The 24,848-nt window shown below is 55.3% G+C and carries 18 protein-coding genes; 5 read left to right on the top strand and 13 right to left on the bottom strand.

What is annotated here, in order from left to right; translation table 11 throughout:
* Positions 1-19: 19 nt before the first annotated feature.
* A complete protein-coding gene (locus tag JYE50_RS15220) occupies positions 20-2,347 on the bottom strand; it encodes an alkaline phosphatase family protein (RefSeq protein WP_084095830.1) in 2,328 nt (775 codons plus the stop codon).
* Positions 2,348-2,504: 157 nt separating this feature from the next.
* Here JYE50_RS15220 and pyrH point away from each other — a divergent pair, with 157 nt between their 5' ends.
* Entirely contained in the window at positions 2,505-3,215 is a 711-nt protein-coding gene (gene pyrH / locus JYE50_RS15215) for a UMP kinase (RefSeq protein ID WP_084095829.1), read from the top strand.
* 65 nt (positions 3,216-3,280) lie between these two features.
* Here the strand turns inward: pyrH and JYE50_RS15210 are convergent, their stop codons facing one another.
* From JYE50_RS15210 to JYE50_RS15200, 3 genes are all read right to left on the bottom strand, one after another.
* Positions 3,281-4,588, bottom strand: coding sequence for a glycosyltransferase family 2 protein (locus tag JYE50_RS15210; RefSeq protein WP_084095828.1), 1,308 nt, complete (start codon positions 4,586-4,588; stop codon positions 3,281-3,283).
* Between the two features lie 125 nt (positions 4,589-4,713).
* Positions 4,714-5,181 (bottom strand): NUDIX hydrolase, encoded by a 468-nt coding sequence (locus JYE50_RS15205; RefSeq protein WP_084095827.1) that lies wholly within the window; start codon positions 5,179-5,181, stop codon positions 4,714-4,716.
* Complete coding sequence (locus JYE50_RS15200) at positions 5,178-7,475, bottom strand: AMP-binding protein (protein WP_084095826.1); 2,298 nt, start codon at positions 7,473-7,475, stop codon at positions 5,178-5,180. Before JYE50_RS15200 ends, JYE50_RS15205 begins: the two co-directional genes overlap by 4 nt.
* A gap of 603 nt (positions 7,476-8,078) precedes the next feature.
* Between JYE50_RS15200 and guaA the strand changes: the two genes are divergently transcribed.
* Complete coding sequence (guaA, locus tag JYE50_RS15195; RefSeq protein WP_366212289.1) at positions 8,079-9,038, top strand: glutamine-hydrolyzing GMP synthase; 960 nt, start codon at positions 8,079-8,081, stop codon at positions 9,036-9,038.
* A 274-nt stretch (positions 9,039-9,312) separates the two neighbouring features.
* On the opposite strand, the gene JYE50_RS15190 is transcribed toward guaA, so the two are convergent.
* The 7 genes from JYE50_RS15190 to JYE50_RS15160 all read right to left on the bottom strand — a co-directional run bounded on the left by JYE50_RS15190 (position 9,313) and on the right by JYE50_RS15160 (position 18,979).
* The gene (locus JYE50_RS15190) at positions 9,313-10,275 is read right to left on the bottom strand and encodes a carbohydrate kinase family protein (RefSeq protein WP_084095824.1); all 963 of its coding nucleotides are present in this window, start codon (positions 10,273-10,275) and stop codon (positions 9,313-9,315) included.
* A gap of 3 nt (positions 10,276-10,278) precedes the next feature.
* Positions 10,279-11,772, bottom strand: a complete 1,494-nt coding sequence (locus JYE50_RS15185) for a glycoside hydrolase family 32 protein (protein ID WP_143763606.1) — start codon at positions 11,770-11,772, stop codon at positions 10,279-10,281.
* Between the two features lie 4 nt (positions 11,773-11,776).
* On the bottom strand, positions 11,777-13,384 hold the full coding sequence (locus JYE50_RS15180) for a glycoside hydrolase family protein (RefSeq protein ID WP_179138321.1): 1,608 nt from the start codon (positions 13,382-13,384) through the stop codon (positions 11,777-11,779).
* A 67-nt stretch (positions 13,385-13,451) separates the two neighbouring features.
* Complete coding sequence (locus JYE50_RS15175) at positions 13,452-15,281, bottom strand: DUF5011/hyalin repeat domain-containing protein (RefSeq protein WP_143763605.1); 1,830 nt, start codon at positions 15,279-15,281, stop codon at positions 13,452-13,454.
* Positions 15,282-15,298: 17 nt separating this feature from the next.
* Positions 15,299-17,065, bottom strand: coding sequence for a type 2 periplasmic-binding domain-containing protein (locus tag JYE50_RS15170; protein WP_084095821.1), 1,767 nt, complete (start codon positions 17,063-17,065; stop codon positions 15,299-15,301).
* A gap of 16 nt (positions 17,066-17,081) precedes the next feature.
* Positions 17,082-17,999 carry a carbohydrate ABC transporter permease gene (locus JYE50_RS15165; RefSeq protein WP_084095820.1) on the bottom strand — a complete coding sequence of 306 codons (918 nt, stop codon included), beginning with the start codon at positions 17,997-17,999 and terminating at the stop codon, positions 17,082-17,084.
* A 14-nt stretch (positions 18,000-18,013) separates the two neighbouring features.
* The gene (locus JYE50_RS15160; protein ID WP_084095819.1) at positions 18,014-18,979 is read right to left on the bottom strand and encodes an ABC transporter permease; all 966 of its coding nucleotides are present in this window, start codon (positions 18,977-18,979) and stop codon (positions 18,014-18,016) included.
* A 299-nt stretch (positions 18,980-19,278) separates the two neighbouring features.
* Between JYE50_RS15160 and JYE50_RS15155 the strand changes: the two genes are divergently transcribed.
* Positions 19,279-20,310, top strand: a complete 1,032-nt coding sequence (locus JYE50_RS15155) for a LacI family DNA-binding transcriptional regulator (protein ID WP_084095818.1) — start codon at positions 19,279-19,281, stop codon at positions 20,308-20,310.
* A 218-nt stretch (positions 20,311-20,528) separates the two neighbouring features.
* Here the strand turns inward: JYE50_RS15155 and JYE50_RS15150 are convergent, their stop codons facing one another.
* Entirely contained in the window at positions 20,529-21,170 is a 642-nt protein-coding gene (locus JYE50_RS15150; RefSeq protein WP_084095817.1) for a type I phosphoribosyltransferase, read from the bottom strand.
* Between the two features lie 521 nt (positions 21,171-21,691).
* Between JYE50_RS15150 and JYE50_RS15145 the strand changes: the two genes are divergently transcribed.
* Positions 21,692-22,702 carry a LacI family DNA-binding transcriptional regulator gene (locus tag JYE50_RS15145; protein ID WP_084095816.1) on the top strand — a complete coding sequence of 337 codons (1,011 nt, stop codon included), beginning with the start codon at positions 21,692-21,694 and terminating at the stop codon, positions 22,700-22,702.
* 39 nt (positions 22,703-22,741) lie between these two features.
* Here JYE50_RS15145 and JYE50_RS15140 read toward each other — a convergent pair whose 3' ends face one another.
* On the bottom strand, positions 22,742-23,110 hold the full coding sequence (locus JYE50_RS15140; RefSeq protein WP_084095815.1) for an ABC transporter permease family protein: 369 nt from the start codon (positions 23,108-23,110) through the stop codon (positions 22,742-22,744).
* Between the two features lie 517 nt (positions 23,111-23,627).
* Between JYE50_RS15140 and JYE50_RS15135 the strand changes: the two genes are divergently transcribed.
* A complete protein-coding gene (locus JYE50_RS15135) occupies positions 23,628-24,842 on the top strand; it encodes an MDR/zinc-dependent alcohol dehydrogenase-like family protein (protein WP_179138320.1) in 1,215 nt (404 codons plus the stop codon).
* The last annotated feature ends 6 nt before the right edge of the window (positions 24,843-24,848 follow it).

Below are 24,848 nucleotides of genomic sequence, written 5' to 3'. Positions count from 1 at the left end.
CTGAATTCTTAATTCTTAATTATTCAACGACGCTCCAGTTATCCGCGTTGAAAACATCGTCTCCGCGGAAGGTGATCCGCAGCGGATCGGAGTAGGTATTGCCGCAGTTGGTCACAATATGCCAGTCTGATTCAACAACATGGTGTTCCGGCAGGCTCTGCGCTTCCCGGGTGATCCGGTTGCCTGTAAACGGATTCACAGGATCGGTTACGGTGTTTTCAAACGCCAGCCCGGGTGTTTCGGCGTTCGTCATGAAAGTCATGTCCGTTGTGAATCCGGAAGAGCCGAAGTCCTTCACCATCAGCAGCGGGTTATAGCATGTGGTGTCTGTCCATTCCTCCGCCTGGTAGCGGGAAAGTGTGCTTTCGTTCGTAACCTTTTCCCCCAGGTTCACGCCGGTCAGTCCCAGGTAGCACCCGTGGTCGGATACCACGATGATCTTTGTGTTGTCATATACACCCAGCTCCCGCAGCTCGTCAAACCATTTCCCGAGCTGGATGAACGCGGCCATATCGGACTGGTAATGGATCCGCACGATCTCATCGGCGTTTGCCAGGTCCAGTTCCTTTCCGTCCTCTGTGCGGCGGATTCCGTGTTCCGCTTCGTATGCGCTGTTGTCGATATTGTTGCCCGGTGTATAGTCCGGCTCCTGCAGCTCAATAACATCGTGGGTCATCTCATTGGCGAACATCAGGAAGGTGTTGGTCCCGTCCGCTGTCACCCTGGTCAGTGTTCCCAGGTTTTTCATCACCATGTAGTTGTTCAGAAAATCCGGGGATACGCCGATCAGTTCAGAGCCTTCCCCTTTATCCGCCTTCACATCCATCTCCAGGTACCGTCCCTGGTCATACAGGGTTTCCTGAAGCAGCAGCGGTGCGGAGCGGAACAGGCTGTAGAAGAAGATATTCCGGTTGCGGTTCCGGTCCAGGTTTTCCAGCATCTGCACCTTATACTCATCAAACATCCCGATGGTGTTGTATGTGCGGATCTCCGGATACTCCTCATAGATGCTCATATCCGGGATCCACTGGTAATTGGCGTATGGCGCGTCGCACACCGTCACTTCCCAGCCGTTATCCAGGAAATTGAGCGGCATGATCTTCAGCGCCTCATTATGCTTGTCCTTCAGGGAAAGGTCATCCCGCGCCTCCAGGCCGTCCGGGGTATACTCGTATCCTCCGAAAACAGCGGACGCGGCGATATTGGTGTGGTAGCCGTAGGAAAGCGTGTTCGGATAATACGTAAAACCGTCAAACTGTTCCTTCAGTTCCGGTTTTTCATTCATGATATAGGGCACAAAGCTGCCGATGGCCCGGTCCATCATAATGACCACCACATTGCGGCCCTCGCTGTCCAGCCGGAAGGAGGCGTCCTCCGCCTTGATCCGGTCAGTAATGTCCCGGACTTCCCCCGCTTTCCGCTCCATGCCCGCAATGTTGATCACCGACATCACAACCAGGGCGATGCAGCCGTACAGGCACATGATCCGGAGGATCAGGGAGCGCCTTTTCCGCAGCAGGAGTACAACCGCAGCAACCGCAACCAGCACACAGCCGGTATTCAGCAGGGTCTTTTCCAGCCGGTTGGTGATGGCGGTTTCATACTGCAGGGCGGAAGAGATAAACCCGTAGTCTTTTCCGAAGAACATATAGTTCACGGCCGCGCTCGCCGCGCAGATCGCCATGAACATGGTAAAGCGTTTCCGGGCTTTGGGCGAAAGCAGCATTCCGTACAGGATACCCCAGAAGATAAAGGTGCCCGTGGCCAGCAGTGCGGAAGAAAGCAGGTACTGTGCCGGGTTATGGTAATAATGGGCATCCATGAACTCTGCCGGGGAAGCTCCGATCAGGGCGGAAGGGATCAGCAGTCCCGTCAGGACAGCCATATAAACACAGGCAAGGCAGAGCAGGATGATATTGTTCCGGTTCGTTTTCTGCTGCTTCACATTCAGCTTCATGGGCTGATATCCCAGCTTCGTGAAATGCCGGATCACGGCAAATACGACGTATCCTCCCCAGAAAAGGAGCAGTCCGCCCTGCCGGCCAAGATTCTGAATGGGGCCGAAAGCCACGCCGCGGAACGCCCGCAGGTTTGTAAACCACACAATGGAGCCGTACAGCACCAGCAGCTGAACCAGCCATCCCAGGGCCAGCCTGATCCATTCCTGCCGACAGTCCGGTTTTTTCCGCGGCCGCAGCGGCGTGGCAATCAGGCAGAAAAACAGGCTCATGCACATGATCGCAGCCCCCGGGCTGACTGAAAACCGCGTCAGTAAAGAACAAACCACATCAAATAACAATTCGACGGGTTTCACGGTCAGTGTGCCCAGGATGATCCAGATACTCATGCATTGCTCTCCTTACAAATAACACTACAGTTTTTTATGTTATCACAGCTTCCTGCTGCTGACAACTTTCCGGAATCCGTATTTGTCCCCTTTTGCCCGAACACGAAACGTGCTATAATAGTTCAGATAAAATCCTGTTTTGAAAAGGAGACAATATATGGCTGTATATCACCGGATCCTGCTGAAGCTGAGCGGCGAAGCCCTCAAATCCGGCTCAGATCTCTTTGATTTTGAAAAGGTGAACCAGGTGGCATCCATCATCCGCCGCATGCATGACATGGGGGTGGAAGTGGGCATCGTCATCGGCGCCGGCAACATCTGGCGCGGCCGCCAGGGTCCTTCCGCAAACATGGACGCGGTCACCGCAGACCAGATGGGTATGCTGGGCACGGTCATCAACTGCCTGTGCGTGGCGGATGCCCTCCGCAAGGCCGGCCTGGATGCCATCGTGCAGTCCGCGGTGGATATGAACCGCTTCGCGGAGCCCTTCAACGCCATGGCTGCCCGCCGTCATCTTTCCGAAGGCCGCATCGTGCTCTTTGCCTGCGGCACAGGTAATCCCTTCTTCTCCACGGATTCCGGCGTCGCCCTCCGCGCCATCGAGATGGAAGTGGACGCGGTCCTGATGGCCAAGAATATTGATGGCGTGTACACTGCCGACCCGAACAAGGATCCCTCCGCCACGCTGATCAGGGATATCTCCTACACTGAAGCGCTGGAAAGGGGCCTCAAGGTCATGGATGCGTCCGCCTTCGCCCTCTGCGCCGAGAACAAGGTTCCCATGGTCCGCGTCTTCGGCCTGGACGATCCGGAAAACCTGCTCCGCGTACTGGAAGGCAGCGACATCGGCACCTTCGTTCATCCCTGATAATACAACGCATGACAAAAGCGGTTCACTGCTGTGAACCGCTTTTTTTGATCTCTTTTCCTTTGTTATGCCGCTTTTCCGTGAAGCTGCATCTGACCTTCCTGCACGCTCTTCGCTTCAATCGCATGTTCCGTCTTCACCCAGTGCTGCTGGTCTCCGCAGCGCATCAGGCCGACGATTTCATTGAACAGGCCGACGATCAGGTTGGCAAAGAAACCGCCGATCATCACCGGAATGGTCCGGATGCTGAACTTGATGTGGTTGTCCATCCAGTCAGCCACATAGAACAGGAACAGGTAGGTGTAGCCGAACAGGAGACCGCCGACCAGCAGGCCGCTCAGGGAGATATCGAAGAATGGTCTTCCCGGCACCACCAGGCACAGTGCGGTGGTAACGCACAGCTGCACAGCCGCCACCACATAGGCCGCGATGCTGTACATATAGGTCAGCAGGCTCAGGAACTCCCAGAAGCTGATCCTTCCGGCGGAAAGCGCCCGGAACAGCTTGCCGGTGTTGTGCAGCGCCACATACCAGTGGCCCTGGCCCCAGCGGATCTTCTGCCGAATGGAAGCCAGCAGGGAGGTGGGCTTTTCGTCATACACCCGGGTATGATGGTTCCAGAGGATCCGGCGGCCTTCCAGTGTGGCCTCCACCTGGATCTCGAAGTCTTCGGTCAGGGACATGGTGGTCCATCCGCCCCGCTTGTACAGGTAGGATGTGGTCATCGCAAAGCCCGTGCCGCCGATGGCGCAGTTCAGGCCCAGGCGGTATTTTGCCAGATCAAAGAACCGGTTGGTCAGCGTATAGCCGGTGTAGTAGAACCAGGCCACAACGCCCTTCTTGTTCTTGGCGCCAAGGTAGCACTGGATGAAATCCGGCTTGCCCTTGTCCAGGTACTGGCTGTTGACTTCCCGGAACATGTTGGTATCCATCAGGTTGTCCGCGTCAAAGATCATCATCAGGTCGTAGCGGTCCTGGTAGTCACCGATAGCCTGCAGTGCCTTTTTCAGGGCGATGGGCTTGCCTGTCGGCGCGTCCGGGGATTCCTTGCAGGTTTCGATGACGTTGGCACCGAGGTTCCGGGCCACTTCCGCCGTATTGTCCGTGCAGTTATCCGCGATGATATAGAAATCGTACAGTTCTTTGGGATAATCCATATCGTTCAGGTTCTGGATAATATCCCCGATCACCTTTTCCTCGTTATGGGCAGGCACAAGCACCAGGAACCGGGATTCCGGATCATGGTCAGCATAGTCTTTCTTCGCTTTTTTAAATCCAAAGAAGCCTATCACAATCTGATAGACCATGATAAAAGTCAGAAAAAAGCTGCAAACACCCGCCAGCGTCTCCAGGAAAATCCTGATAAACGTCACCTTCGTCTCCTCCTCATACGGGGCACCGGCCCCGCGCACACACAAAACACGTAACAGGCCTAATTTAACATCACAATTCGTTATTTGTCAAGCCTTCCGGTGCGTTCTGAACGATATGTCAACGTTTACAGAATGGTTTTTCCGTTGAGAACAGCGGAAAGAAGTTTTTCGCCGCTGTATACAAGTTTCAGGGAAAAGAACGGGATTTCCTCATCCAGCAGCCGGTGGAAAATCCGGTCGCCTTCCCACTGGGGCATCTCGTTCAGCATTTTCTTTTTGATCCAGACCAGCTCTCCCTCGTCGCAGTCTGTCAGTTCCCCGGTAAATTCATCCGAGGTGAACAGGTGCATCCGTTCGGTCTCGTACTGATCGTTGACAAAGGTCACAAGCCCCCGGTACCGCCAGGAGGTCATGGTCAGTCCGGTTTCCTCCCGCACCTCACGGAGTGCGCAGTCCTCTGGGCTTTCCTTGTCCTCAAAGCGGCCGCCGACGGCGATCCACTTGTCATGATTCATATCGTTCTTCTTCCGCGTCCGGTGCATCATCAGCACCTCATCACCGCGGTAAAGATAGCACAGCGTCGAATCGATCACAGCAGTGCCCTCTGGATCTTGCCGGATACGGTCTTGGGCAGTTCATCCCTGAAGACAACGATCCGGGGATATTTGTAAGGAGCGGTATGCTGCTTGACGTAGTTCTGGATTTCCTTCTTCAGCTCTTCTGTAGGCTCCGTTCCCTTGGTCAGCACGATGCTGGCCTTGACCACCTGGCCGCGGACCTCGTCCGGAGCGGCGCTGACGCCGCACTCCAGCACGTAGGGCAGTTCCATGATCACGCTCTCGATCTCGAACGGTCCGATCCGGTAGCCGCTGGACTTGATCACGTCATCCGCCCGGCCCACATACCAGTAGAAGCCGTCTTCATCGCACCAGGCCACGTCACCGGTATGATACCAGCCGTCATGCATAACTTCCTTCGTTTTTTCCTCGTCCCGGTAATACTCCCGGAACAGGCCGATCGGGATTCCCTTGGAGATATCCACGCAGATCTCGCCGGAGGTACCGACCGGCACTTCTTTGCCTTCCGGATCCAGCAGCGTCACGTTGTAGATCGGCGCCACCTTGCCCATGGAACCCAGCTTGTGGTCCGCGCCGGCCAGGTTGCCGATGATCATGGTGCTCTCCGTCTGGCCGAAACCTTCCATTACCTGCAGGCCGGTCTGCTTCTCGATCTGCCGGAAGACTTCCGGGTTCAGCGCTTCGCCGGCGCTGGAAGCATGAGTCACGGAGCTCAGGTCGTACTTGCTCAGATCCTGCTTGATCAGCATCCGCCACATGGTGGGCGGCGCGCAGAAGGTGGTGATATGGTATTTCGCGAACAGCGGCAGGATATCCGCCGCGTCAAAGCGGTCAAAGTCATAAACAAAGATGGCAGCCTCACACAGCCACTGGCCGTAGATCTTGCCCCAGCCGGCCTTGGCCCAGCCGGTGTCGGAGATCGTCAGGTGCAGGCCGTTCGGGTTCACGCAGTGCCAGTATTTGGCGGTGTGCAGGTGACCCAGCGGATGCTTGTAGCTGTGGGCAGCAATCTTCGGATAACCGGTGGTACCGGAGGTGAAGTACATCAGCATCAGATCATCACCGCAGGGCGTATCTTCCGTACGATGGAAATGGGTGGAATACATCTGGTATTCTTCATCGAAATTATGCCAGCCTTCGCGTTCGCCGTTCACGATCAGCTTCAGTTCCAGGCCGGGCGCGTTCTTCGCGGCCAGATCCGCCTGGTGCGCGGTGTCGCCATCCGCGGTGCAGATGATGGCCTTCACCCCGGCAGCATTGAACCGGTATTCAAAGTCATGCTCCTGCAGCTGGGCCACGGCCGGGATCGCGATAGCGCCCAGCTTCTCCAGGGCCAGGATCGCGAACCAGAACTGATAGTGCCGCTTCAGCACCAGCATCACCCGGTCGCCTTTTTTGATGCCCAGGGACTTGAAATAGTTGGCACAGCGGTTGGAAGCGCGCTTCAGGTCATTGAAGGTAAAACGATGCTCGTTCTTTTCCCTGTCCAGGTGAAGCATGGCCAGCTTGTTCGGGATCTCGTCCGCGATGGCATCGATCACGTCAAAGGCAAAGTTGAACTTGTCTGTGTTCTTGAAAGTGATCTTCACGGGTGTTCCGTTCTCATCCTTCTCAACGTCCGCATAGCGGTGCCAGACACGCGTACGGCCGTTCTCCGCCGGGAACTCCTGCAGGGCAGTGCCGGGCACGGCCTTTTCCGGAGTCAGTTCCGGGATCGGGGCACCGGTGGGGTTCAGGACAATGGCATAGAACAGGCAGTCCTTGCCGCCCACAGCGATCATGCCGTGGGGCGTGCCGGAGTCGTAGTAGATGGAGTCTCCGGGGTTCAGCACGCTGATGTGCTCGCCCACCTGCACCTTCAGCTGGCCTTCGATGACAATATCGCATTCCTGGCCCTCATGAGTGGTCAGCTTGATATCTTCCTTTTCAGCCTCCGCGCTGTAGGCCGCCTGCACGTACAGCGGTTCCGCGATCCGGTTCCGGAAGGAAGCTGCCATGTTGTAATAGATCATGTCATGGGCTTCCTCAATCCGCTGGCCTTCTCCCCGCCGGGTAACGGTGAAAGAGTTCAGGTTCGGGCTGGAACCTTCGATAATGTCGCCAACGTCGACACCGAAAGCCAGCGCGCAGCGGTACAGGAACGCGAAGTTCAGGTCCGAACGGCCCATTTCGCAGTCAATGTACTCCTGTTCAGTGACGCCGGTCTTGTTCGCCATTTCAGCGATCGTGAAGTTCTCAATCTCCCGCAGCTCGCGAATCCGGTGAGCCATCTCCTGAATCTTGTAATTCAGTCCCGTCATCTGTGCCATGATCATGACCTCCTGATTTCTTCCTGAAACTCTTCTGAGTGAAACAAAAAGCTCGTCTCAAAGTGCTGCTTTGAGACGAGCTTGAAAACGCCCGCGGTACCACTCAAATTGCGGCTCATCACCGCCACTCTTGAACCCCAACAGGTTCTATGCCCTTACGCGGCAGTCACGGGAAGGTTCTACTTGCGCCTTCGCTTTCTTCCTTCCGGCTCAGGAGCTACAGCTGGCGGGCTCTTCCCACGGCTTGCACCAACCGCCGTGTCTCTGAAAGCCGATAACCCGTTGCCCTCTCCTTCAAGGCCTTTATCGGAAGTTTACGCTCTTCCCCTTTGCTTGTCAACACAAAATAATGTACGTCTTCTGTATCTCTGTCAAAAATGTTCGTTTTTTCTGTCAAAAATACACCCGTTTTCCGTGCTTTTTTGTCATCCGGAAGGTATTCCCCGAAAAAATCATTCTTTTATAAGAATTGCTTCATGTTTTTGTCATGTTTTCCGATTGACACTTTCCCCGTCTTTTTCTATTCTTTTGCATGTATTCCCTGTGGAATTGAACGGATCGATTGGAGGATAGGAAATGGATAACAACAAACGGCCCGAAAGCATGGAACGGATTACAACTCCCGCGCTTGCCCAGGCATTTATCGCCGAGCAGGTGGAAGCCGTCCGGAAACAGGTTGGTGACAAAAAGGTTCTGCTGGCTCTTTCCGGCGGTGTGGACAGCTCTGTTGTCGCTGCGCTGCTGATCAAAGCCATCGGACAGCAGCTGGTCTGCGTGCATGTCAACCACGGCCTGCTGCGCAAAGGTGAACCCGAACAGGTCATCGAAGTCTTCCGCAATCAGATGAAAGCCAACCTGGTTTATGTGGATGCGGTGGACCGCTTCCTGGATAAGCTGGCGGGCGTCAGTGATCCCGAGCAGAAGCGTAAGATCATCGGTGCCGAGTTTATCCGTGTCTTTGAAGAAGAAGCCCGCAAGCAGGACGGCATTGCCTTCCTGGCCCAGGGTACCATCTATCCTGATATTACCGAGAGCGTCGGCGTGAAGGCCCACCACAACGTAGGCGGCCTGCCGGACGACCTGCAGTTTGAACTGGTCGAGCCCGTCAAACTGCTCTACAAGGACGAAGTGCGTGTTGTCGGTAAAGAGCTGGGCCTGCCGGACGGCATGGTCTACCGTCAGCCCTTCCCCGGCCCCGGCCTGGGCGTCCGCTGCGTCGGTGCCATCACCCGTGACCGCCTGGAAGCGCTCCGCGAGGCGGATGCCATCGTCCGTGAGGAGATCGGCAAGCTGCCCGAGGTTCCGTGGCAGTACTTCTGCACCATTCCCGATTTCAAGTCCACCGGTATTAAATACGTGGACGGCAAGGGCGAGCGCTACATGGGCTGGGCAGTGATCATCCGTGCGGTCAACACCGTGGATGCCGTCACCGCCACCGTGCCGGAAATCCCCTTCAGCGTGCTCTGCACCATGCGGGACCGGATCATCTCCACCGTTGACGGTGTCAACCGTGTTCTGTGGGACATCAGTGAGAAGCCTGTCGCAACAATTGAGTTCGAATAAGCGCATAATCTTCCCGGGTATCCTTGTTCTTTAAGGTGCCCGGGTATTTTTTTGTATTCCGGACAACTTTGCTGCGTCCTTTTTCCCGGGCAAAGTGCTCATTCCGGAAACAATGAACCGTCCTTCTTTTATCGGCACTCTATACGGAAAGGCAACCGCCCTTCTCGAATTAAAAAATCCCGGGATGAATTCCCGGGAAAGCATATATCGTTCATTTCAGTACTTTTTCCTTACTGTGAGAGACATCCATTGTCATCCCGCACCTCAGAAGCGGTCACTCTTCCATTTTCCGGGTAACATCCGAATACTCCGGAACGCTTGCGATTCCACCGTGCGTCTGCGTTGAAAGGCTTGCAGCGGTACAGGCAAAACTGACAATCCGGCGGAGTTCTGTTTCTGTCAGATCTGCCGGCGTTTTTTTGCACCTGATAAACTGACTCATTGCGCTGCCGCCGAATATATCGCCGGCGCCGGTTGTGTCGACAACATGAATACCGGACGGACTTTGCACTGTCACGCGGTTCGTGCCATTTGCAGCATAGCAGCCCTTGGGCCCCAGCGTGGCATATACCAGTGAAACGCCGTATTCCCGCAGCAGTTTTTCAGCGCCTTCCTCCGGGGAAAGGCCCCACAGCCAGTCAATCTCCTCATCACTGATCTTGACAATATCCGCCTGGTGCAGGCTCCACTCAATCGCTTCCCTGGCATCTTCCTCCCGCTTCCACAGGGGCTTGCGCAGATTGGGATCCAGGCTGATCAGCGCGCCGTGGCGCTTTGCCAGTTCAATGGCATGGCGGGTAGCCCCGGCTGCAGGCTCATCCGTCAGGGAGAGCGTGCCAAAGTGGAAAACTTTCGCGTCCGCGATAAGCGCTTCATCCACTTCTTCCGGCGTCAGGCAGGTATCGGCGCCGGGCTTCCGGGCAAAGCTGAAATCCCGGTTCCCGGATGCGTCCAGGGAAACAAAGGCCAGCGTTGTAAACACGTTCGGGTCAATCCGGATTCCCCCGGTGGCTATCCCGGCATCCTCCAGCGTTTTCACCAGTGCTTTCCCGAAGGCGTCATCACCGACTTTTCCGATCATGGCTGTCCTGCAGCCGTACTTTGTCAGCGCCGCCAGGAAATTGCCCGGTGCTCCGCCCGGATTGGCGGACAGGATCGGATATCCCGCCTCGTTGGTGGAATAGGGAGCAAAATCGATCAGCAGTTCCCCGAGTGCAATCACATCATATTGTTTCATTTTTTATACCCCGTCAAATATTGCGTATTTTGTGATATCCATAACGGCTTTCCCATCTGTCTCAAAGGAGATTCCCCTTGCGTCAGACCCTGTCAGAATGGTCGCCGTCATAACCTGCTCACCGTCGTTGATAAACACTTCCACACTGAACCGGTCCAGGATCACATGCAGCCGGATCTCTCCGTGCCGGTCGGGAACCAGGCACCTCCGCTGATGAATATATGCCCTTCTGGACCCGGAGAATTTCCGGTCGATCTGCAGCCAGGATTCATGGGGCCGGTAGCTGAGAATGGAATGATATTTCTCATTCCGGGCAAAATACATGACAAAATTCCGGAAAGGATTGTCCGGATCCGCGGGGCGCACCCGGATATCCAGCTCCGCCACCCGTCCTTCAATACCCTCCAGTGTCTTTTCCCCGTCCAGCAGGACATTCTCGTATGTGGTTTTTCCGCTCCTGTACTGCGCAAGTTCCCGGACCGGCTGCTGATACAGGCGCCCGTTCTTCAGGAACAGTTCACGCGGCAGGCTCATCTGGCCGAACCAGGGTCGTTCCTCATAACCGGTCGTTTTGCAGGTGTCCCAGTTTTGCATCCAGCCAATCATCACGCGCCTTCCGTCAGGAGTCAGGATGGTCTGCGGGGCGTAAAAGTCAATCCCGTAATCAATTGCCTGGTTATGCTCCTCGACAAACCGGTCCCCGTCCATTCTCCCTGTGAGGCAGACAGTACCGTTGCCGTTATGGTATTCAAAACCTTCCGGGAGCATATCCTGCGGGCTGACAAACAGCACCTGCTTTCCGTCCAGCGGGAAGAAATCCGGGCATTCCCACATGAGGCCGAACCGGCCGTCATTCTCGGCCAGTACGCCGATATACCGCCATTCAAATCCGTCCCGGCTTTCATACTGGAGCAGGACGCCGCGCTTATCCTGCCTGCGGGCTCCCACTACGCACCGGTACCCGCCGTCCTCCGTTCGCCAGATCTTCGGATCCCTGAAATCATAGGGGCTCAGGCCCTCCGGAAGCGCGCCGCTGCCCAGAACCGGGTTCTTTTCATATTTCTTATAATCCGTTCCGTCTCCGACGGCAATGCACTGGGTCTGGTACTCCTTTGCCTTGTCACCGCTTTCCTGCCGCACGCCGGTATACATCAGCAGGTGCCTTCCGTCCGGCAGTTCAGCCGCGCTGCCTGAAAAGCATCCGTAGGAATCATACGAAGCGTCCGGAGCCAGCGCGGCAGGCAGATAGGTCCAGTGGAGCAGGTCATGGCTGACTGCGTGTCCCCAATGCATGGCGTCCCATTCCGTATCATACGGATTGTACTGGTAGAAAAGATGATACTGGCCGCGGTAATAGCAGAAGCCATTGGGATCGTTCATCCATCCGGTCAGGGGCGTCAGGTGGAATGCCGGACGGCTTTCCCTCGAGATTTTTCCGCCTTCAGCCTGCTCGTACGCCCGCGCGAACAGCAGGCTGTGATTCACCGTCTTCTTCATCGTTTTACCTCGTGTATTCTCTCAGGTCAGTCCAGGTGATGGTATTATTCTCCGCAAACAGCCGGATTGCCTTCCCGCTGACACCGTACAGCCGTACCGTCAGGGACGCTTCGTCTCCAAGCCAGAAGATCCCGGCGGATCCTTCCTGGATATAGGTGAAGCTGTATTCCTTTCCAGCTTCCAGTGGTACGTCTGTTTCAGTGATCAGGGTGCTGCCCTCGTTAAACGTGAGCTGCAGTTTCTGCTCTTTGGGATTCAGGCAGATAATCTTCGTTTTGTCATCCTGTCCGTTATAATCGAATGCAAGCCCGAAGCTTCCTTTTCCGGTGTACGTCAGTTTTCCCTTCAGCATAAAGCTTTCATAAGCCGTAAATGCGTCTGTGTAGCTGTAGCGGGATCCGGCGCGGGTCTCAATCTGATCCTGATCGATCAGTAATTCCCGCCTTTTGTCAAACTGGGCTTCCACGGCCTTTACCGGAACCAGTGCCAGATCCCCGTTTTCTTTCTGCTTCAGCTGCTGTACCGCCAGGTTGCCCGCCCAGCCGGATACCTCCGATGTGGAGGAGGGCGATTCGCTCCGGCGTGCCCAGCCGACCATGTAGGAGCCATCCGCATTTTCCACGTGCTTCGCGGCATAGAAGAGCTTTCCGTCCAGCCGCTTTGCTTCCCCGTACGGGCCGTAGGGAGTGTCAGACATCGCGTACCAGAGGGTATCGTCCTGTGCGGAATAGGTCAGGTAATACTTGTCCCCGATCCGGAACGTGTCGCTGCACTCCAGGTTCCAGAAGTTTTCCGCCGCCGTATTCGTGAATATGATCCCGTCGTAATCGGCTTTCTGCAGATCGCCGCTCAGGGTATATTTGAGAATCCGGGCTTTTCCGTCCTGTGCGGCAGTCACCGTCATGTGGATCACGTCGTTCTCTGCGTCATAGTATGCCTGCGGATCCCGGAAATCCCGCTTCTGTCCCAGTTCAGCCGGCGGTGTGATCTCCCAGCCTTCCACCTTCTCAAACTTGTCCGGAGCGGTTCCCTTCGCTACCATGATTTTTTCCATATACTCATAGATATCGGAAGAGGCATGGCCTGTATAGAAGAAATAATAGGTATCCTTTACCTTCACAACAGACCCCGTACCTGCCCATCCGTCCTGCCCGCCGCTGCGGCTGCTCTCCAGGATGGGATCGTCGTATTCGGTATAGGTCACAAAGTCCTTTGTCGTCGCCAGGTAAATGGAGTGGTTGTATGAGTCTCCGCCCTCTTTCAGGTAATAGATATACCAGGTCCCGTCCTCATAATAGGGCATCGTGTCCCCTACATAAGGCTGGTTGATTCCGTCGACGGCAGGCCTGAAAAAGGTTCTGTATTCATAAGCTTCCTCCTGGCTTCCGGGTGTCCGCAGCGCGGAAAAATCCTTGTCATTATCAACGACGGCAAACGGTTCCCCATTCTCCGGGGCAGCGATGTCAGCAGCCGCGGGAGCTTCGGTGGCAGCGACCGACGGAACCCCGGTAGCAGTGCTTTGCGCGTTCTGGTTCTGTGTGTTCTGGCATCCCGCCAGCGTTATGCAGGCCAGGAGCAGGGCCAGCAGAAGGGCCAGTCTTTTCTTGTTCATCATAAACCTCCTGAAAGAAGGACAGGGAGGATGAACGGATCCATCCTCCCTGCGGTTCGTTTACTGCTTACTGAACGGACATCTGGTAGATCGTCATGTTCTGGAATTCAATCGTGACCTCGCCCATCTTGGACAGTGCTTCAGAGCCGAACTGGAACAGCAGCTCAAAGTCCATGTCCACCACAAACGTATCCTTTGTGGAGAAGCGGAAGGTCTGGAATTCCGTCGTCAGGTCCATGCCCTCAGAGAAGCGGGGATCCCAGCCGCCCATCGGGTTCAGGAACACGCCGCAGGATACCGGCTGGGTCGCTCTGGCGGTGATCTCCACGGTGTAGTAGCTGTCGGAGGCCAGTGTCAGCGGGTTGCCGCCGAAACCGCAGATCAGCTTGTCGTGCCAGTCGACGGTACCGCCGTTGTCGATCCGGTAGAAGAAGCTGCCATTGTCCGCCCAGATGGTGCCGACACCGCGCTCGTTCTCCTCATCCGTTCCGTTGAAGGTTTGCCACGGACAGGCGGGATTTGTCGCGTTGGCCGTATTCGGGCCGAAAGGCATGAACGCATCTGTTGTCTTATGGGTTTCCTTGTCTCCCTCCACATGGCCGAAGACGACGTCGCTGATCACGATGCTGTTGCTCGTGGCGCCTTCCGGAGGATTACCGATCTGCAGGCGGATCACGGGATCATCCACGTCTGCTTCCGCGGTGAAGACGCTGGAGATGACGGCTTCCTCCCCGGCACCGGCACTGATGCCATTGAAGTTTGCCCGGTTTTCCCAGCCTTTTTCCGCACTTTCCACAAGTGCTTCGCCGCCCTGGCCGTTGGCCGCCGTCATTTTGAAGCTGTAGAAATACTTCTTGCCCTTCTCGACCTTCGTGTCGCCCAGCAGGATGTCAGCCTTGACGCTCCATACGCCGCCGTCCGCATTGGGATAGGTGTCGATGGTCACCGTCGCTTTGCCGTCAGCGAAGCCGACGCTTCCCGTCGCTTCTTCACTGGTCGTGACTGCCACGCCTTCGCCGGCGGTGAAGTCCGGGGTATAGTCCGGAACCTGGGTCTCCTCGCCGGAGATTTCATACAGTTCGATCTTGTCAATGGTGACTTTGAAATCTTCCGGTGTGGTGTCTTCCGCGTTGTCCGGATTCGGGGTGATCTTGCCCAGGTTGAACAGCAGTTCCGCGCTGCCCTCGCCGGGGGAAGTGAAGTTCAGCTCCAGGGGAGCGATTTCCGGTCCGATCTCCACATTGAACGCGCCGCCGAAGGTTTCCCAGCCTTCCGCCTGCTCATTCCGGGCCAGGATATGTGCATAGGTCTTCTTGGTGGATTTTGCCCAGATCTTGATCTTGTAGTCCGCTGCTTTCAGCGGATATCCCGCCTTGGCCAGCTGCACGTCTCCGTCTCCGTTTCCGGGATTTTTGATCTCGATGATATAGGAACCTTCCTTCAGTTCCGCTGTCGCATCAGCTGTTTCGGCGTTGATCTTCGCTTCCCATCCACGGTTGTCCGTCACGGCGGCGGTGCTGAAATCGAAGGTCCTGTACACCGTTTCTTCACTGGTCTTTTTGGTAACCGTCAGGGTGGCGTAATCCTCTGCGGTTTCGCCGTTCGCGTTGGTTACGGTATAAACCAGTTCATAGTCGCCCGGATTTTCAGGGGTCGCTTTGCCGTTTTTGAAATCCAGCGACGGAGTGGATTCGATCACAATCATATCCGTCAGATCGGCGCCTGACGCGTCAGTCGCGGCAATACCGGCCAGGGCGTCAAATTCCGTTCCGGCCATCACGCTCTGGTCATGCACGCCATCCAGCACAGGAGCGCCGTCCGCGAAAGCCAATCCGGCCGTCGCCAGCATGCACACAGCCAGCAGCAGGGAGATGATTTTATGCAGCCTGTTTTTCATCACGGTTTCCTCCTTCATCACTTCGCAATGTAGCGATCATAGGCATCCTGATATACCTTCTGAATGCCTGCCAGGTTGACTTTGCCGTTCAGGTCATTCTGGAACGCGGCCCAGGCGTCGTCGCTCACGCCGCCCTTCATCAGCCAGCTGATCAGGTTGGTGCGGATATAGTCGTTCAGGTTCGTCTCATAGTTGCTCAGCGTGTTCAGCTCTTCCAAAGTAAACTGCAGGTTCGGGAAAGGCGTTACGTTTTCGGGCACAAAGGGCTTTGCGCACTGCTGCAGGCGTTCCAGGCGCAGCTGGGCGCGGGGTTCCATATGAACCACATTGTTCCATGCGTATTCACCCAGGTAGATGATGCCCAGCGGCGCGTTCTGCAGCCGCAGTTCATCCGTCGTGACGCCTTCCGGCAGCGGCTTCTGCACCAGCATGCCCTTGTCGTCCCGCTCTTCCTCATACACGATGCCGATAGGACCGTAGTTGATCTGGGCGGAGATCACAGGATCGTAATACCGGTCAAAATAAGCCAGCAGGATTTCCGGATACTTGCAGCTGGTGAACAGAATCACTTCGCCGGTGCTGACTTCCGGATTGTTGGAAACGCAGATGGTCTGGTCCCCGTTCGGTCCGATCATCGGGCTGCACACGATGTAGTTCTCGGGATTGGAAACAACGGTCTCGCTCTCCCACCAGTAGAAGGCGCCATAGGTTTCCAAGCCTTTACCGTTGGCCAGGAAGTTATCCTGGCTCTGCTCAAAGCTGACCTTGTCAATCAGGCCCGCGTCCACCCACCTGGAGATGAAGTTCGTCGCTTCCTTGAAGCGGTCGTCCTGGACACTGTACGTCACTTTGCCGTCCACCAGCACCCGGTGCTCCAGGTTGTCGTTCAGACCGAACATGCCGTACAGGTCGCACTGGTTGCCCTGCCAGTTGTTATACACGAAGCTCAGAGGCCGTTCGTCGTCTGTCTTGCCGTTTCCATTCATATCATGATCCCGGAAATAGGTCAGGATTTCTTCCATCTGGCTGCTCTTCAGCGCCAGACCGTCCTTCAGCTGATCCGCCGTCAGGTCGCTGACCGCGCCGGCTTCAATCGCTTCCTTCGTCCAGGCAATGTTCAGGAACAGCAGGTTCGGGCTCTGCAGCAAGCCCATCTCTTCAATTCGGGGCAGGGAGTAGATCTTTCCGTCCTCCACGTTCAGCAGCTGGTTCCTGATGTCAGGCCGCTCCTCCAGCAGTTTGGAGAAATTCGGCATATACTCCAGGTAATCGCTGATCGGTACCAGCACCTTGCGCTTGGCGTATTTGATGATTTCGCCGGCACCCATGCCCGCGTGGTAGATCGCGTCAGGACGGTTGTCCTTGTTGCCGAAGATCAGGTTTTTCTGCTGGGAGTAAACGGATTCGGATACGTTTTCCCAGTTGACCTGCACATTGGTCTGGGCGAACAGGTCAGCCATAATCTTCATATCGTTGTAATCCTTCGCGCTGGCGTTCTTGGAAGAATACACCCTGAAGGCGATGTCCTTCGCGCCCTGTTCGTTCAGGATCGGAGCGGAAGCGTCCTGCCACTGGAATCCATAGTTGTCCACCAGAGGATTTCCGGTAGCGGCCGCCGGCGCGGCAGCGGGTTCTTCCTTCTTCTCCTCAGCCGGTGCGGCAGCAGTCTCCTCCTTCTTTTCTGCGGGAGCCGCATCCTTGTTGCCTCCGCTGCAGGCCGTCATGGTAATCACCATGACAGCCATCATCAGGACAACCAGCCATTTTTTCAGGTTTTTTTTCATTTTGTTTTCCTCCTTATTAACCCTTCAGGGAGCCGATCATGACGCCCTGTGCAAAGTATTTCTGGACAAACGGGTACAGGCACAGCACCGGCAGGCTGGAGACGATCACGGATACGTACTTCAGCTGGTTCGCCAGGCGGTACTGCTGCAGGATCGTTTCGCCGCTTCCGCCCACCGTGCTTTCGCTGGCGATCAGGATTTCCTTCAGCACCAGCTGCAGCGGATATTTGCTTTCATCCTGCAGGAAAATCATAGCGTTGAAGTAGCTGTTCCACTGTCCGACAGCGTAGTACAGCGCCATAACGGCGATGATGGCCTTGGAGAGCGGAAGCACGATGGAGAAGAAAGTCCTGAATTTCCCGGCGCCGTCGATCCGGGCCGCTTCAAGCATGCCTTCCGGTATGGATGATTCGAAGAACGTCTTGCTCATGAACAGGTTCCAGACGCTCAGGATTGCCGGCAGGATTACCGCCCAGGGCGAGTTGATCAGCTTCAGGCTGCTCATCACGTTGTAGAACGGGATCAGTCCGCCGCCGAAGAACATGGGGATAATGAAGTAGATCATCCAGAATTTCTTGCCGGGCGTGGTTTTCCGGCTCAGGCCCCAGCCGGCGGGAATGGTAACCACCAGGGACAGGATTACCGTCACCACGGTATAAATGATGGTGTTCAGGTATCCCTGCCAGATATCGCCCCGCTGGAACACCTTTTCATAGCCCTCAAACGTGATATTCACCGGGGCCAGCACCACCTGTCCGCCCAGGACCGCGTCCGGATCGGAGAAGGAGGCGATTACGATAAAGTAAAGGGGATAGAGAATAATCAGCGCGAGCAGTCCGAGAATGAAAGCGTTGATGGCAAAGAAGATCTTGTCGCCCCTCGTGTCTTTCAGCGCGTTGTTCTTGATTTTGATAGCAGGTGCTTTCTGCGTCATTTTCGTTCCCCTCCTTACCACAGCGAGTTCTCGGAGAACCGTTTGGATGTCGTGTTTGCAATGATCAGCAGCACAACGTTGATCACGGAGTTGAACAGGCCGATGGCCGTCGCGTAAGCCTGGTCCGGAACGCCTGTCAGGCCGCGTTTATACACATATGTGGCGATCAGTTCACTGACTGCCAGGTTTCCGTCGGTCTGCATCAGCAGGGCCTTTTCATAGCCAACGCCCATCAGACCGCCGATAGACATAATCAGCATCACGCTGATCATCGGCATGATCGCGGGAATGTCTACATGGAGCACCCGCTGGAACCTGCTGGCGCCGTCGATCATCGCCGCTTCATGCTGCACCGGGTCCACGTTGCTCAGGGCAGCGATGTAGATGACCGCGCTCCAGCCAAAGTCCTGCCAGTTGCTGGACAGGATATACAGCGGGCGGAAGGCGGAGCTTTCCAGAAAATAGGAAACCCGTTCTCCGCCCAGGTGGGCGGCAATGTTGTTCACCAGGCCGTAGCGGCCGAAGAACAGCTGCAGCATACCGACCAGAACAACCAGGGAGATGAAGTGAGGCGCGGTATAGATTGTCTGGAAAACCTTTCCTGCCTTTTTCCGCTTCAGCGCGTTGAGCGCCAGGGAAACAAGGATAGGCAGCGGGAAACCGATAACGAAGCCGACAATACACAGAATGAAAGTGTTCTTCATCAGCGGCCAGAACTGCACATCGTTGAAGAATCTCGTGAAGTTTTCAAAGCCGACCCAGATTGTGGTGTCTGACAGGATCGCGTCACCGGGCATAAAATCCTGAAAAGCGATCAGGACACCGTAGATCGGAAGATAGTTGAACAGGAATACCACCAGGACCGCCGGCAGGATCATCAGAAGATACGGACTGTTCTCCCTGAAAGTCCGCAGCCTGTAGCCGGGGGTCGCGTTTTTCTGCCGCTTTCGGGCGGCAGGCAGCTGCTTCACGCCTTGCATTTTTCCCCTCCTCGCCTGTTTGCAATGTCGTGTCGTCTATGTGATTGTAACGTTCCCTGTCCGGAATACCGGATATCGGTTACATTTTACATTTTAATTTACATTCTGTCAATCTTTTTTGTGCACTTTGTATATTTTTATTTTTTTCTTTTTATATTGTTGCCAATATTAACAAACATCCGGCAGCTATCGGATGTTGATGTTTACATTATGTAAACTTGCCCAGCCCTCCCTCCTGTGTTACAATATGTAAACAACCGGTCGGTTTGTCACATCGATCAAAAGAAAGGTCCGAAACGATGCCTTCCAGAAAAATCACCATGCAGGACATCGCGGATGCCTGCGGTCTTTCCCGGAATACGGTTTCCAAAGTTTACAATGGTCGCGGTTCTGTCCCCCAGAGCACCCGGAATCTTGTTTTACAAAAAGCAAAGGAACTGGGATATGGATTCCCTGCTGAAAATGTCTCCGTCCCCCACCAGCCCATCGGGAATATCGCCCTGCTGACGCGCTATCTTCCCAGTCAGTTCCATTTCGGCACCCTGTTCCTTTCTTCTTTTACCGATATGATCAGCCGCGCCGGCTACACGCTCAGGATTTATGAAGTATCGCAGGAAGAGCTGGATAAAAAGCAGCTCCCGCCGCATTTTGCTCCCGCGCAGATCGCCGGGATCGTCGGGATCGAGCTTTTTGATCAGGATTATGTGGGCATGCTCTGCCAGCTGGGTATCCCGCTGGTCCTGTCAGACAGCTCGGCTGATACGATCACCTCGCTGATCGAGTGCGACTATGTGACCATGGAAAACATCGCCGGTGTCATGGCGGTCATCAGGCGTCTCGCGGAAGCAGGCGCCCGGCAGATCGGATTCGTTGGGGATTATAACCACTGCGGCTCCTTTCGGGAACGGTGGTACGGTTATCAGCAGGGACTGATGGTGAACGGTCTGCAGTATGATAAACGTTTTTGTATCTGTGAGCCGGACTCTCCGTCTTATGCTGATTCCGCCTGGCTGCTGTCCCGGCTGGACCGGATGTCCTCCCTGCCGGATGCCTTTGTCTGTGCCAATGATTTTCTGGCGATCTCACTGATGCAGGCTCTGAAAAAAAAGGCTTTGTCCATACCGGAGGATATCATGGTGACCGGTTTTGACGGAACAACGCAGTCGGCATTCACCGATCCTCCGCTGACAACTGTCAGGATCCAGGGTACAGAGATCGGGCGCCTGGCAGCTGAACTGCTGCTCAACCGGATTCGTATCCCTTCCTTCCCATACAGCTGGACACATGTGAAATCAACCCCAATCTGGCGGGAAAGCATCCGTAAAACCTGACGCTTTGCGTATCGTTTTCTTCAGCGGGAAGTTCCGGGCATCCCGGAGAAACCCGTGGCGACCATCGAGTTCGAATAATATCAATATCCCGGGGACCTTATTTACAAAAGTCCCCGGGATGTTTTTTATCTCGCGGCAGGTCAGTAAGACGAATGGCATTGAAATACAACGTAAGCCGGGCATGATGCCCGGCTTACGTTTTTCCAGAAAGTGCGTCCTCAGAAGGAGGAAACGCCGTGGCTGTTGACCAGTCCTGTCAGCTTTTCCCCTGCCTTGCACATCGGGCAGTTGTGGGAGGAGCAGCTGACATAATCGGGGAGGTTCTCCTTTACGGTGAAAACACTCTTGACCGGGAAGCCTTCACATTCATCAATCGCGGAGAAGATGGCTGAGACACCTACGGGCACACCGCTGTAATACCGGATAGCCTCGATGGCAGAACGGGCGGTATAGCCGGTGGTCAGGGAGGCTGCCAGCACCAGCACATGCTTGCCCACAATCATCGGAGCGATATTGTCCCGGAAGATCAGCTGGCTTCCGGAGGTATGTTCCGGAGTCACCACGTAAATCGTCTGGTGCGCATTCATGCTCCGGAACCCGGCCCCGGACAGTGCTGAAGCCATGCAGGCGCCAAGCACCTCCGTTCCGTCCAGGCAGAGGATGGAGTCCACGATCGTGGAATTCTTGTACATGCCGCACAATTCTTCCGCGGCAATCCGGGCTTCTGACAGCCGGTGCTTGGTCATGGTCAGGTCAATGTAATAATTGATGTGGCTGTGGCTTGTGGCAAAATGCCCGTGGGCGACGCGCAGACGTACCTTGTTCTGGTGATTCGGAATCTCAACAATCTGGATAGCCATGATTCGTTCCTCCTCCTGTATGAAATTCTGTAAAACGGTATTTCTGTAAATCTACTATAAACCTTTTCTCTCCTGAGAGCAAGTGTGCCGGCGGAACAGCCTGTCCTGATCAACAGGCAGTGATATAAATCCCGGTTTGTCTGTGCCTTTTGCTTCAGTCTTATTTAAGGACACTTGTGGTTATTCTTAAGTTGTAACTATTACGGTCTTGTACCTGCTTCGAGGATTGAAAGCTTATTGCAGCTGCAATCAATCTCGCACAAAGCGCCTGTTGGAAGGACTGTCATCGGAATACGATGAACAAAGTCAACATTTTCCAGAACAGGTGAATGGCTGTCTGTCAATTCTGTGAGTACAACATGAGTAAAAGCAAAGTATTCGGAACCTGTTTCCGGAACGATCCGGACCGGACCCGGACGGGAAAACGGCACGATGAGTGAATCGTCTCCATCGTTCCTTTTTTACGATGAATATGGTAAGATGGAATCAGTCGGGATCCGCTGCAGACAGGAGGGAAACCAATGGCTTCAACCTTGAAGGATCTTGCCCGTGAAACCGGGCTCGGACTGGCTACTCTATCCAAGTATTTCAACGGCGGCGCCGTGCGGGAAAAAAACCGGGTGCTGATTGAGGCCGCGGTCAAAAAACTCCACTATGTGCCCAACGAGGTGGCACGGAGCCTTAAAACAAAGCATTCGCGGGTCATCGGGGTTGTAATTCCCGAACTCAGCAACGCTTTCATAACGTCCATTATCTCCTCCATGGAGGATATACTGCGCAAGAAAGATTACGCGGTCATTGTCTGTGACTGCCGCAGCGATCCGAAGCGTGAAAAGGACGCGGTGGATTTTCTGCTTCACCGCCGGGTAGACGGGCTCATCAACATGGCCACCGATATGTCCGGGGCGCACCTGAAATCCGCCCTGGCCGCGAACATTCCTATTCTGCTGATCGACCGGATCATCGACAGCCTCCGGGGCAGGGTCAGCGCCGTGGTGATTGACAACGCCCACGCCGCAAGCCAGGCGGTGCGGAAGCTGATCAGCCTTGGCCACCGGCGGATCGGCATCGTGCTGGGCATTCCGAACCTGTATACCACCAACCAACGTCTGAACGGCTACCTGAATGTGCTGCGGGAGGCGGGCATTCCCCCGGAGGAGGAATACATCCGCTATGGCGACTATACCATGGACGGCAGCTACCAGGCGGTTCAGGAGCTGCTTCAGCTGAAGCGCCGCCCCACCGCCCTGTTTGTGACGAACTTTGAAATGACCCTGGGGGCTATGCTGGCCCTGCAGCATCACAACATCCGGGTTCCGGAGGATCTTTCCGTGATCGGGTTCGACAAGCTGGAACTTTTTGGTGAAATTTTTCCGAACCTGACCTTGATCCGCCAGCCCCAGGTGGGCATCGGCCGGGAGGCCGCCAACCTGATGCTGGACCTGCTGGGAAACAGGGATAATCCGACACACCGGATTGTAACCCTGTCCACTGAACTGACTGAGGGCACCTCCGTCCACGCGCCGGAATAAGCACCTCATGAGCAAAGCCGCGCCGAAGCGCGGCCTTTTTTATTCCTTTACCTGGTTGATGACGCCGCCGGATGAAAAGAAGTCCGGAATGATGCCGCAGATTACCACCTGGAAAATAAAAGGAGGCAGGTAGGTGACCGTCTGCACCATGCGCTTGTATTTCCGGTTCCGCAGTTCGTTGAGCAGCAGCGCCGGAATGATGGGTGCCGGGAAACCGAAAATCGGATCCGGCACATTGATCAGCAGGGTGTTGCGCAGCAGCCGCCAGAAGTAGCAGCCGTTGAAAAACTGATCAAAGTATTTATACCAGGGAGTTGCCCATTTGCTGCCGAAAATGTCCCGGGCCGGTCTGAAGTCCCTGCTCAGGCGCTGCCTGAATGTTCTTCCCGGGATCGCTTGCGTGGTCATGCTTTCCCGCCTTCCCTTCCTGCGTTACATAGCGTTTTTCCCTTATCCGTAACATTGCGGTTTTGAATTGTCCAGGTTGGCTGATCCGGTACCGGGGCACCGGATCAGCCAAAGATACAGGCCAGGAGAATGACTTCCGGGAAAGAAGAAATTCTTTTTCAGGGTGCCGTATCCTGTTTCTTTCCCTCCGTGCGTGTCGCCAATCTGAAACGTTACTGTTTGTGAAGGAATCATGGCACAGTTTCAGGGTTCTGTGAAGGGGCTTTTATGCATTTCTATTGCCGGTCAGCACATACTTCCACCTATTATAATTGTACGTCTAATCCCTTTAAAAAAAGGTATTCCCCTGATACGGAAAACGTGTATAATGTTTTTGGATAAGTTTTGGCTTAAAATGCGAAACGTTTTTGTTTCAGCTGTCCCCACGGAATGGGGATGGAAATTCACCGCAAAGGCAGGAGAAACCTACACTGTGTTGGGCTCTCCCGCCGGCGGCAGAGCAGCGGAGGACTGAAGCATGCATACAGGCAAAATCTACGGAACCTGTTTCCGGAACGATCCGGACCGGCCCCTGGTCTACGGGGAAATGAATCTTATCAATCCGCCCCGCCAGCGGCTCAGGGGAGAGCCGAAAAAGGAAGGCATCCCCGTTGAGCCGGTCATCGTTGGTTTTTGCGGCACGGACCACGAGCTGATGATGATGGGAAAGCGCGGGCTGCTCGGCCCGAAATTCCCGGAAGGCCAGGACCGGCTCATCAACGGCCATGAAGGTGTTGTCTGGGTGCCTTCACAGAACCGGTTCGCCATCGTGCTTATCCGGGGAGGTGACAGCATCGACCCCACCCGGTACACGGAAGACGAAAGCTACTTTGAATACGGCTGCGACCAGGCGGACGGTCTTTTCTGCGACCGGATGTATGTCAATCCGGATATGCTCCTGGAGATTCCCGACGGCCATGTCCATAACGGCCTGCTGGACCTGAGCTTCGCGAAAAAGATGGTTTTTCCGGATCCTTTTGCCTGCATGCTTTTCCAGCTGGAGCGCATGGAGGACCTGGGCTCTGCTCACCTGTTCCGCCAGACTGCCCGCCGTCTGGGCTGCGGAGAGGAGCAGGCCCGTGCCGCCGCGAAGGATGAAATTTTTGAGCGGACAGTGATCTTTGGCCTGGGAACCACCGGCATGTTCATCGGGGATATCATCCGCCGGGCCCATCCGGACGCGAAGATCGTTTTTGTCGCCCGCAGTCCGGAGGACAGTCCCAAGGTACAGTTCGCCCTGAAACAGGCCGGCGGGATCTATGTCCGCAACTGCCACGGCAAACCGGAGGAACTGGCTGCGGATATCTGCAAAGCTCTCGGCGGCAGGGCCACCGTCTTCATCGGGGTCAGCGGTTCCACCGCGGAGCATGAAATCGCGTTCACTCACCGGGTTCTCGGCTGCAACGGCCTATACAACAGCTTTTCCCTTGGACCGAAAATCACCTTTGACACCATGCCCTTCGGCTTTGAAAACCATCTGATCTTCGGTTCCATCAATTTCCGCCAGGATCACATGGAAAAAGCCATCCGGATGCTGGCACAGAGCCCCTACGACCGGATTGTGGAGCTGATCAGCCGGGACGAATTCGCCGCCGATCCCATCGGTGCCTATGAAAACCGGATCTACTGTAAAAACGCTCCGATGAAAACTGCGGTCATCTGGAATCAGGACAAAATCAATATGGAAGGCTGAGGAGGC

It is taken from the genome of Aristaeella lactis, assembly GCF_018118585.1.
GTDB lineage: Bacteria > Bacillota > Clostridia > Christensenellales > Aristaeellaceae > Aristaeella > Aristaeella lactis.
The sequence above is the reverse complement of the archived record's forward strand: the minus strand, read 5'-3'. Positions and strand labels throughout refer to the sequence as shown.

Excerpts from the sequence above, each read along its gene's own strand:
- JYE50_RS15165 (WP_084095820.1), bottom strand. The coding sequence starts at position 17,999 with ATGACGCAGAAAGCACCTGCTATCAAAATCAAGAACAACGCGCTGAAA.
- JYE50_RS15185 (WP_143763606.1), bottom strand. The coding sequence starts at position 11,772 with ATGAAGAAGACGGTGAATCACAGCCTGCTGTTCGCGCGGGCGTACGAG.
- JYE50_RS15160 (WP_084095819.1), bottom strand. The coding sequence starts at position 18,979 with ATGCAAGGCGTGAAGCAGCTGCCTGCCGCCCGAAAGCGGCAGAAAAAC.
- JYE50_RS15145 (WP_084095816.1), top strand. The coding sequence starts at position 21,692 with ATGGCTTCAACCTTGAAGGATCTTGCCCGTGAAACCGGGCTCGGACTG.
- JYE50_RS15190 (WP_084095824.1), bottom strand. The coding sequence starts at position 10,275 with ATGAAACAATATGATGTGATTGCACTCGGGGAACTGCTGATCGATTTT.
- JYE50_RS15135 (WP_179138320.1), top strand. The coding sequence starts at position 23,628 with ATGCATACAGGCAAAATCTACGGAACCTGTTTCCGGAACGATCCGGAC.
- JYE50_RS15175 (WP_143763605.1), bottom strand. The coding sequence starts at position 15,281 with ATGAAAAACAGGCTGCATAAAATCATCTCCCTGCTGCTGGCTGTGTGC.
- JYE50_RS15220 (WP_084095830.1), bottom strand. The coding sequence starts at position 2,347 with ATGAGTATCTGGATCATCCTGGGCACACTGACCGTGAAACCCGTCGAA.
- JYE50_RS15155 (WP_084095818.1), top strand. The coding sequence starts at position 19,279 with ATGCCTTCCAGAAAAATCACCATGCAGGACATCGCGGATGCCTGCGGT.
- JYE50_RS15200 (WP_084095826.1), bottom strand. The coding sequence starts at position 7,475 with ATGGCACAGATGACGGGACTGAATTACAAGATTCAGGAGATGGCTCAC.
- guaA (WP_366212289.1), top strand. The coding sequence starts at position 8,079 with ATGGAACGGATTACAACTCCCGCGCTTGCCCAGGCATTTATCGCCGAG.
- JYE50_RS15180 (WP_179138321.1), bottom strand. The coding sequence starts at position 13,384 with ATGAACAAGAAAAGACTGGCCCTTCTGCTGGCCCTGCTCCTGGCCTGC.
- JYE50_RS15170 (WP_084095821.1), bottom strand. The coding sequence starts at position 17,065 with ATGAAAAAAAACCTGAAAAAATGGCTGGTTGTCCTGATGATGGCTGTC.
- pyrH (WP_084095829.1), top strand. The coding sequence starts at position 2,505 with ATGGCTGTATATCACCGGATCCTGCTGAAGCTGAGCGGCGAAGCCCTC.
- JYE50_RS15150 (WP_084095817.1), bottom strand. The coding sequence starts at position 21,170 with ATGGCTATCCAGATTGTTGAGATTCCGAATCACCAGAACAAGGTACGT.
- JYE50_RS15140 (WP_084095815.1), bottom strand. The coding sequence starts at position 23,110 with ATGACCACGCAAGCGATCCCGGGAAGAACATTCAGGCAGCGCCTGAGC.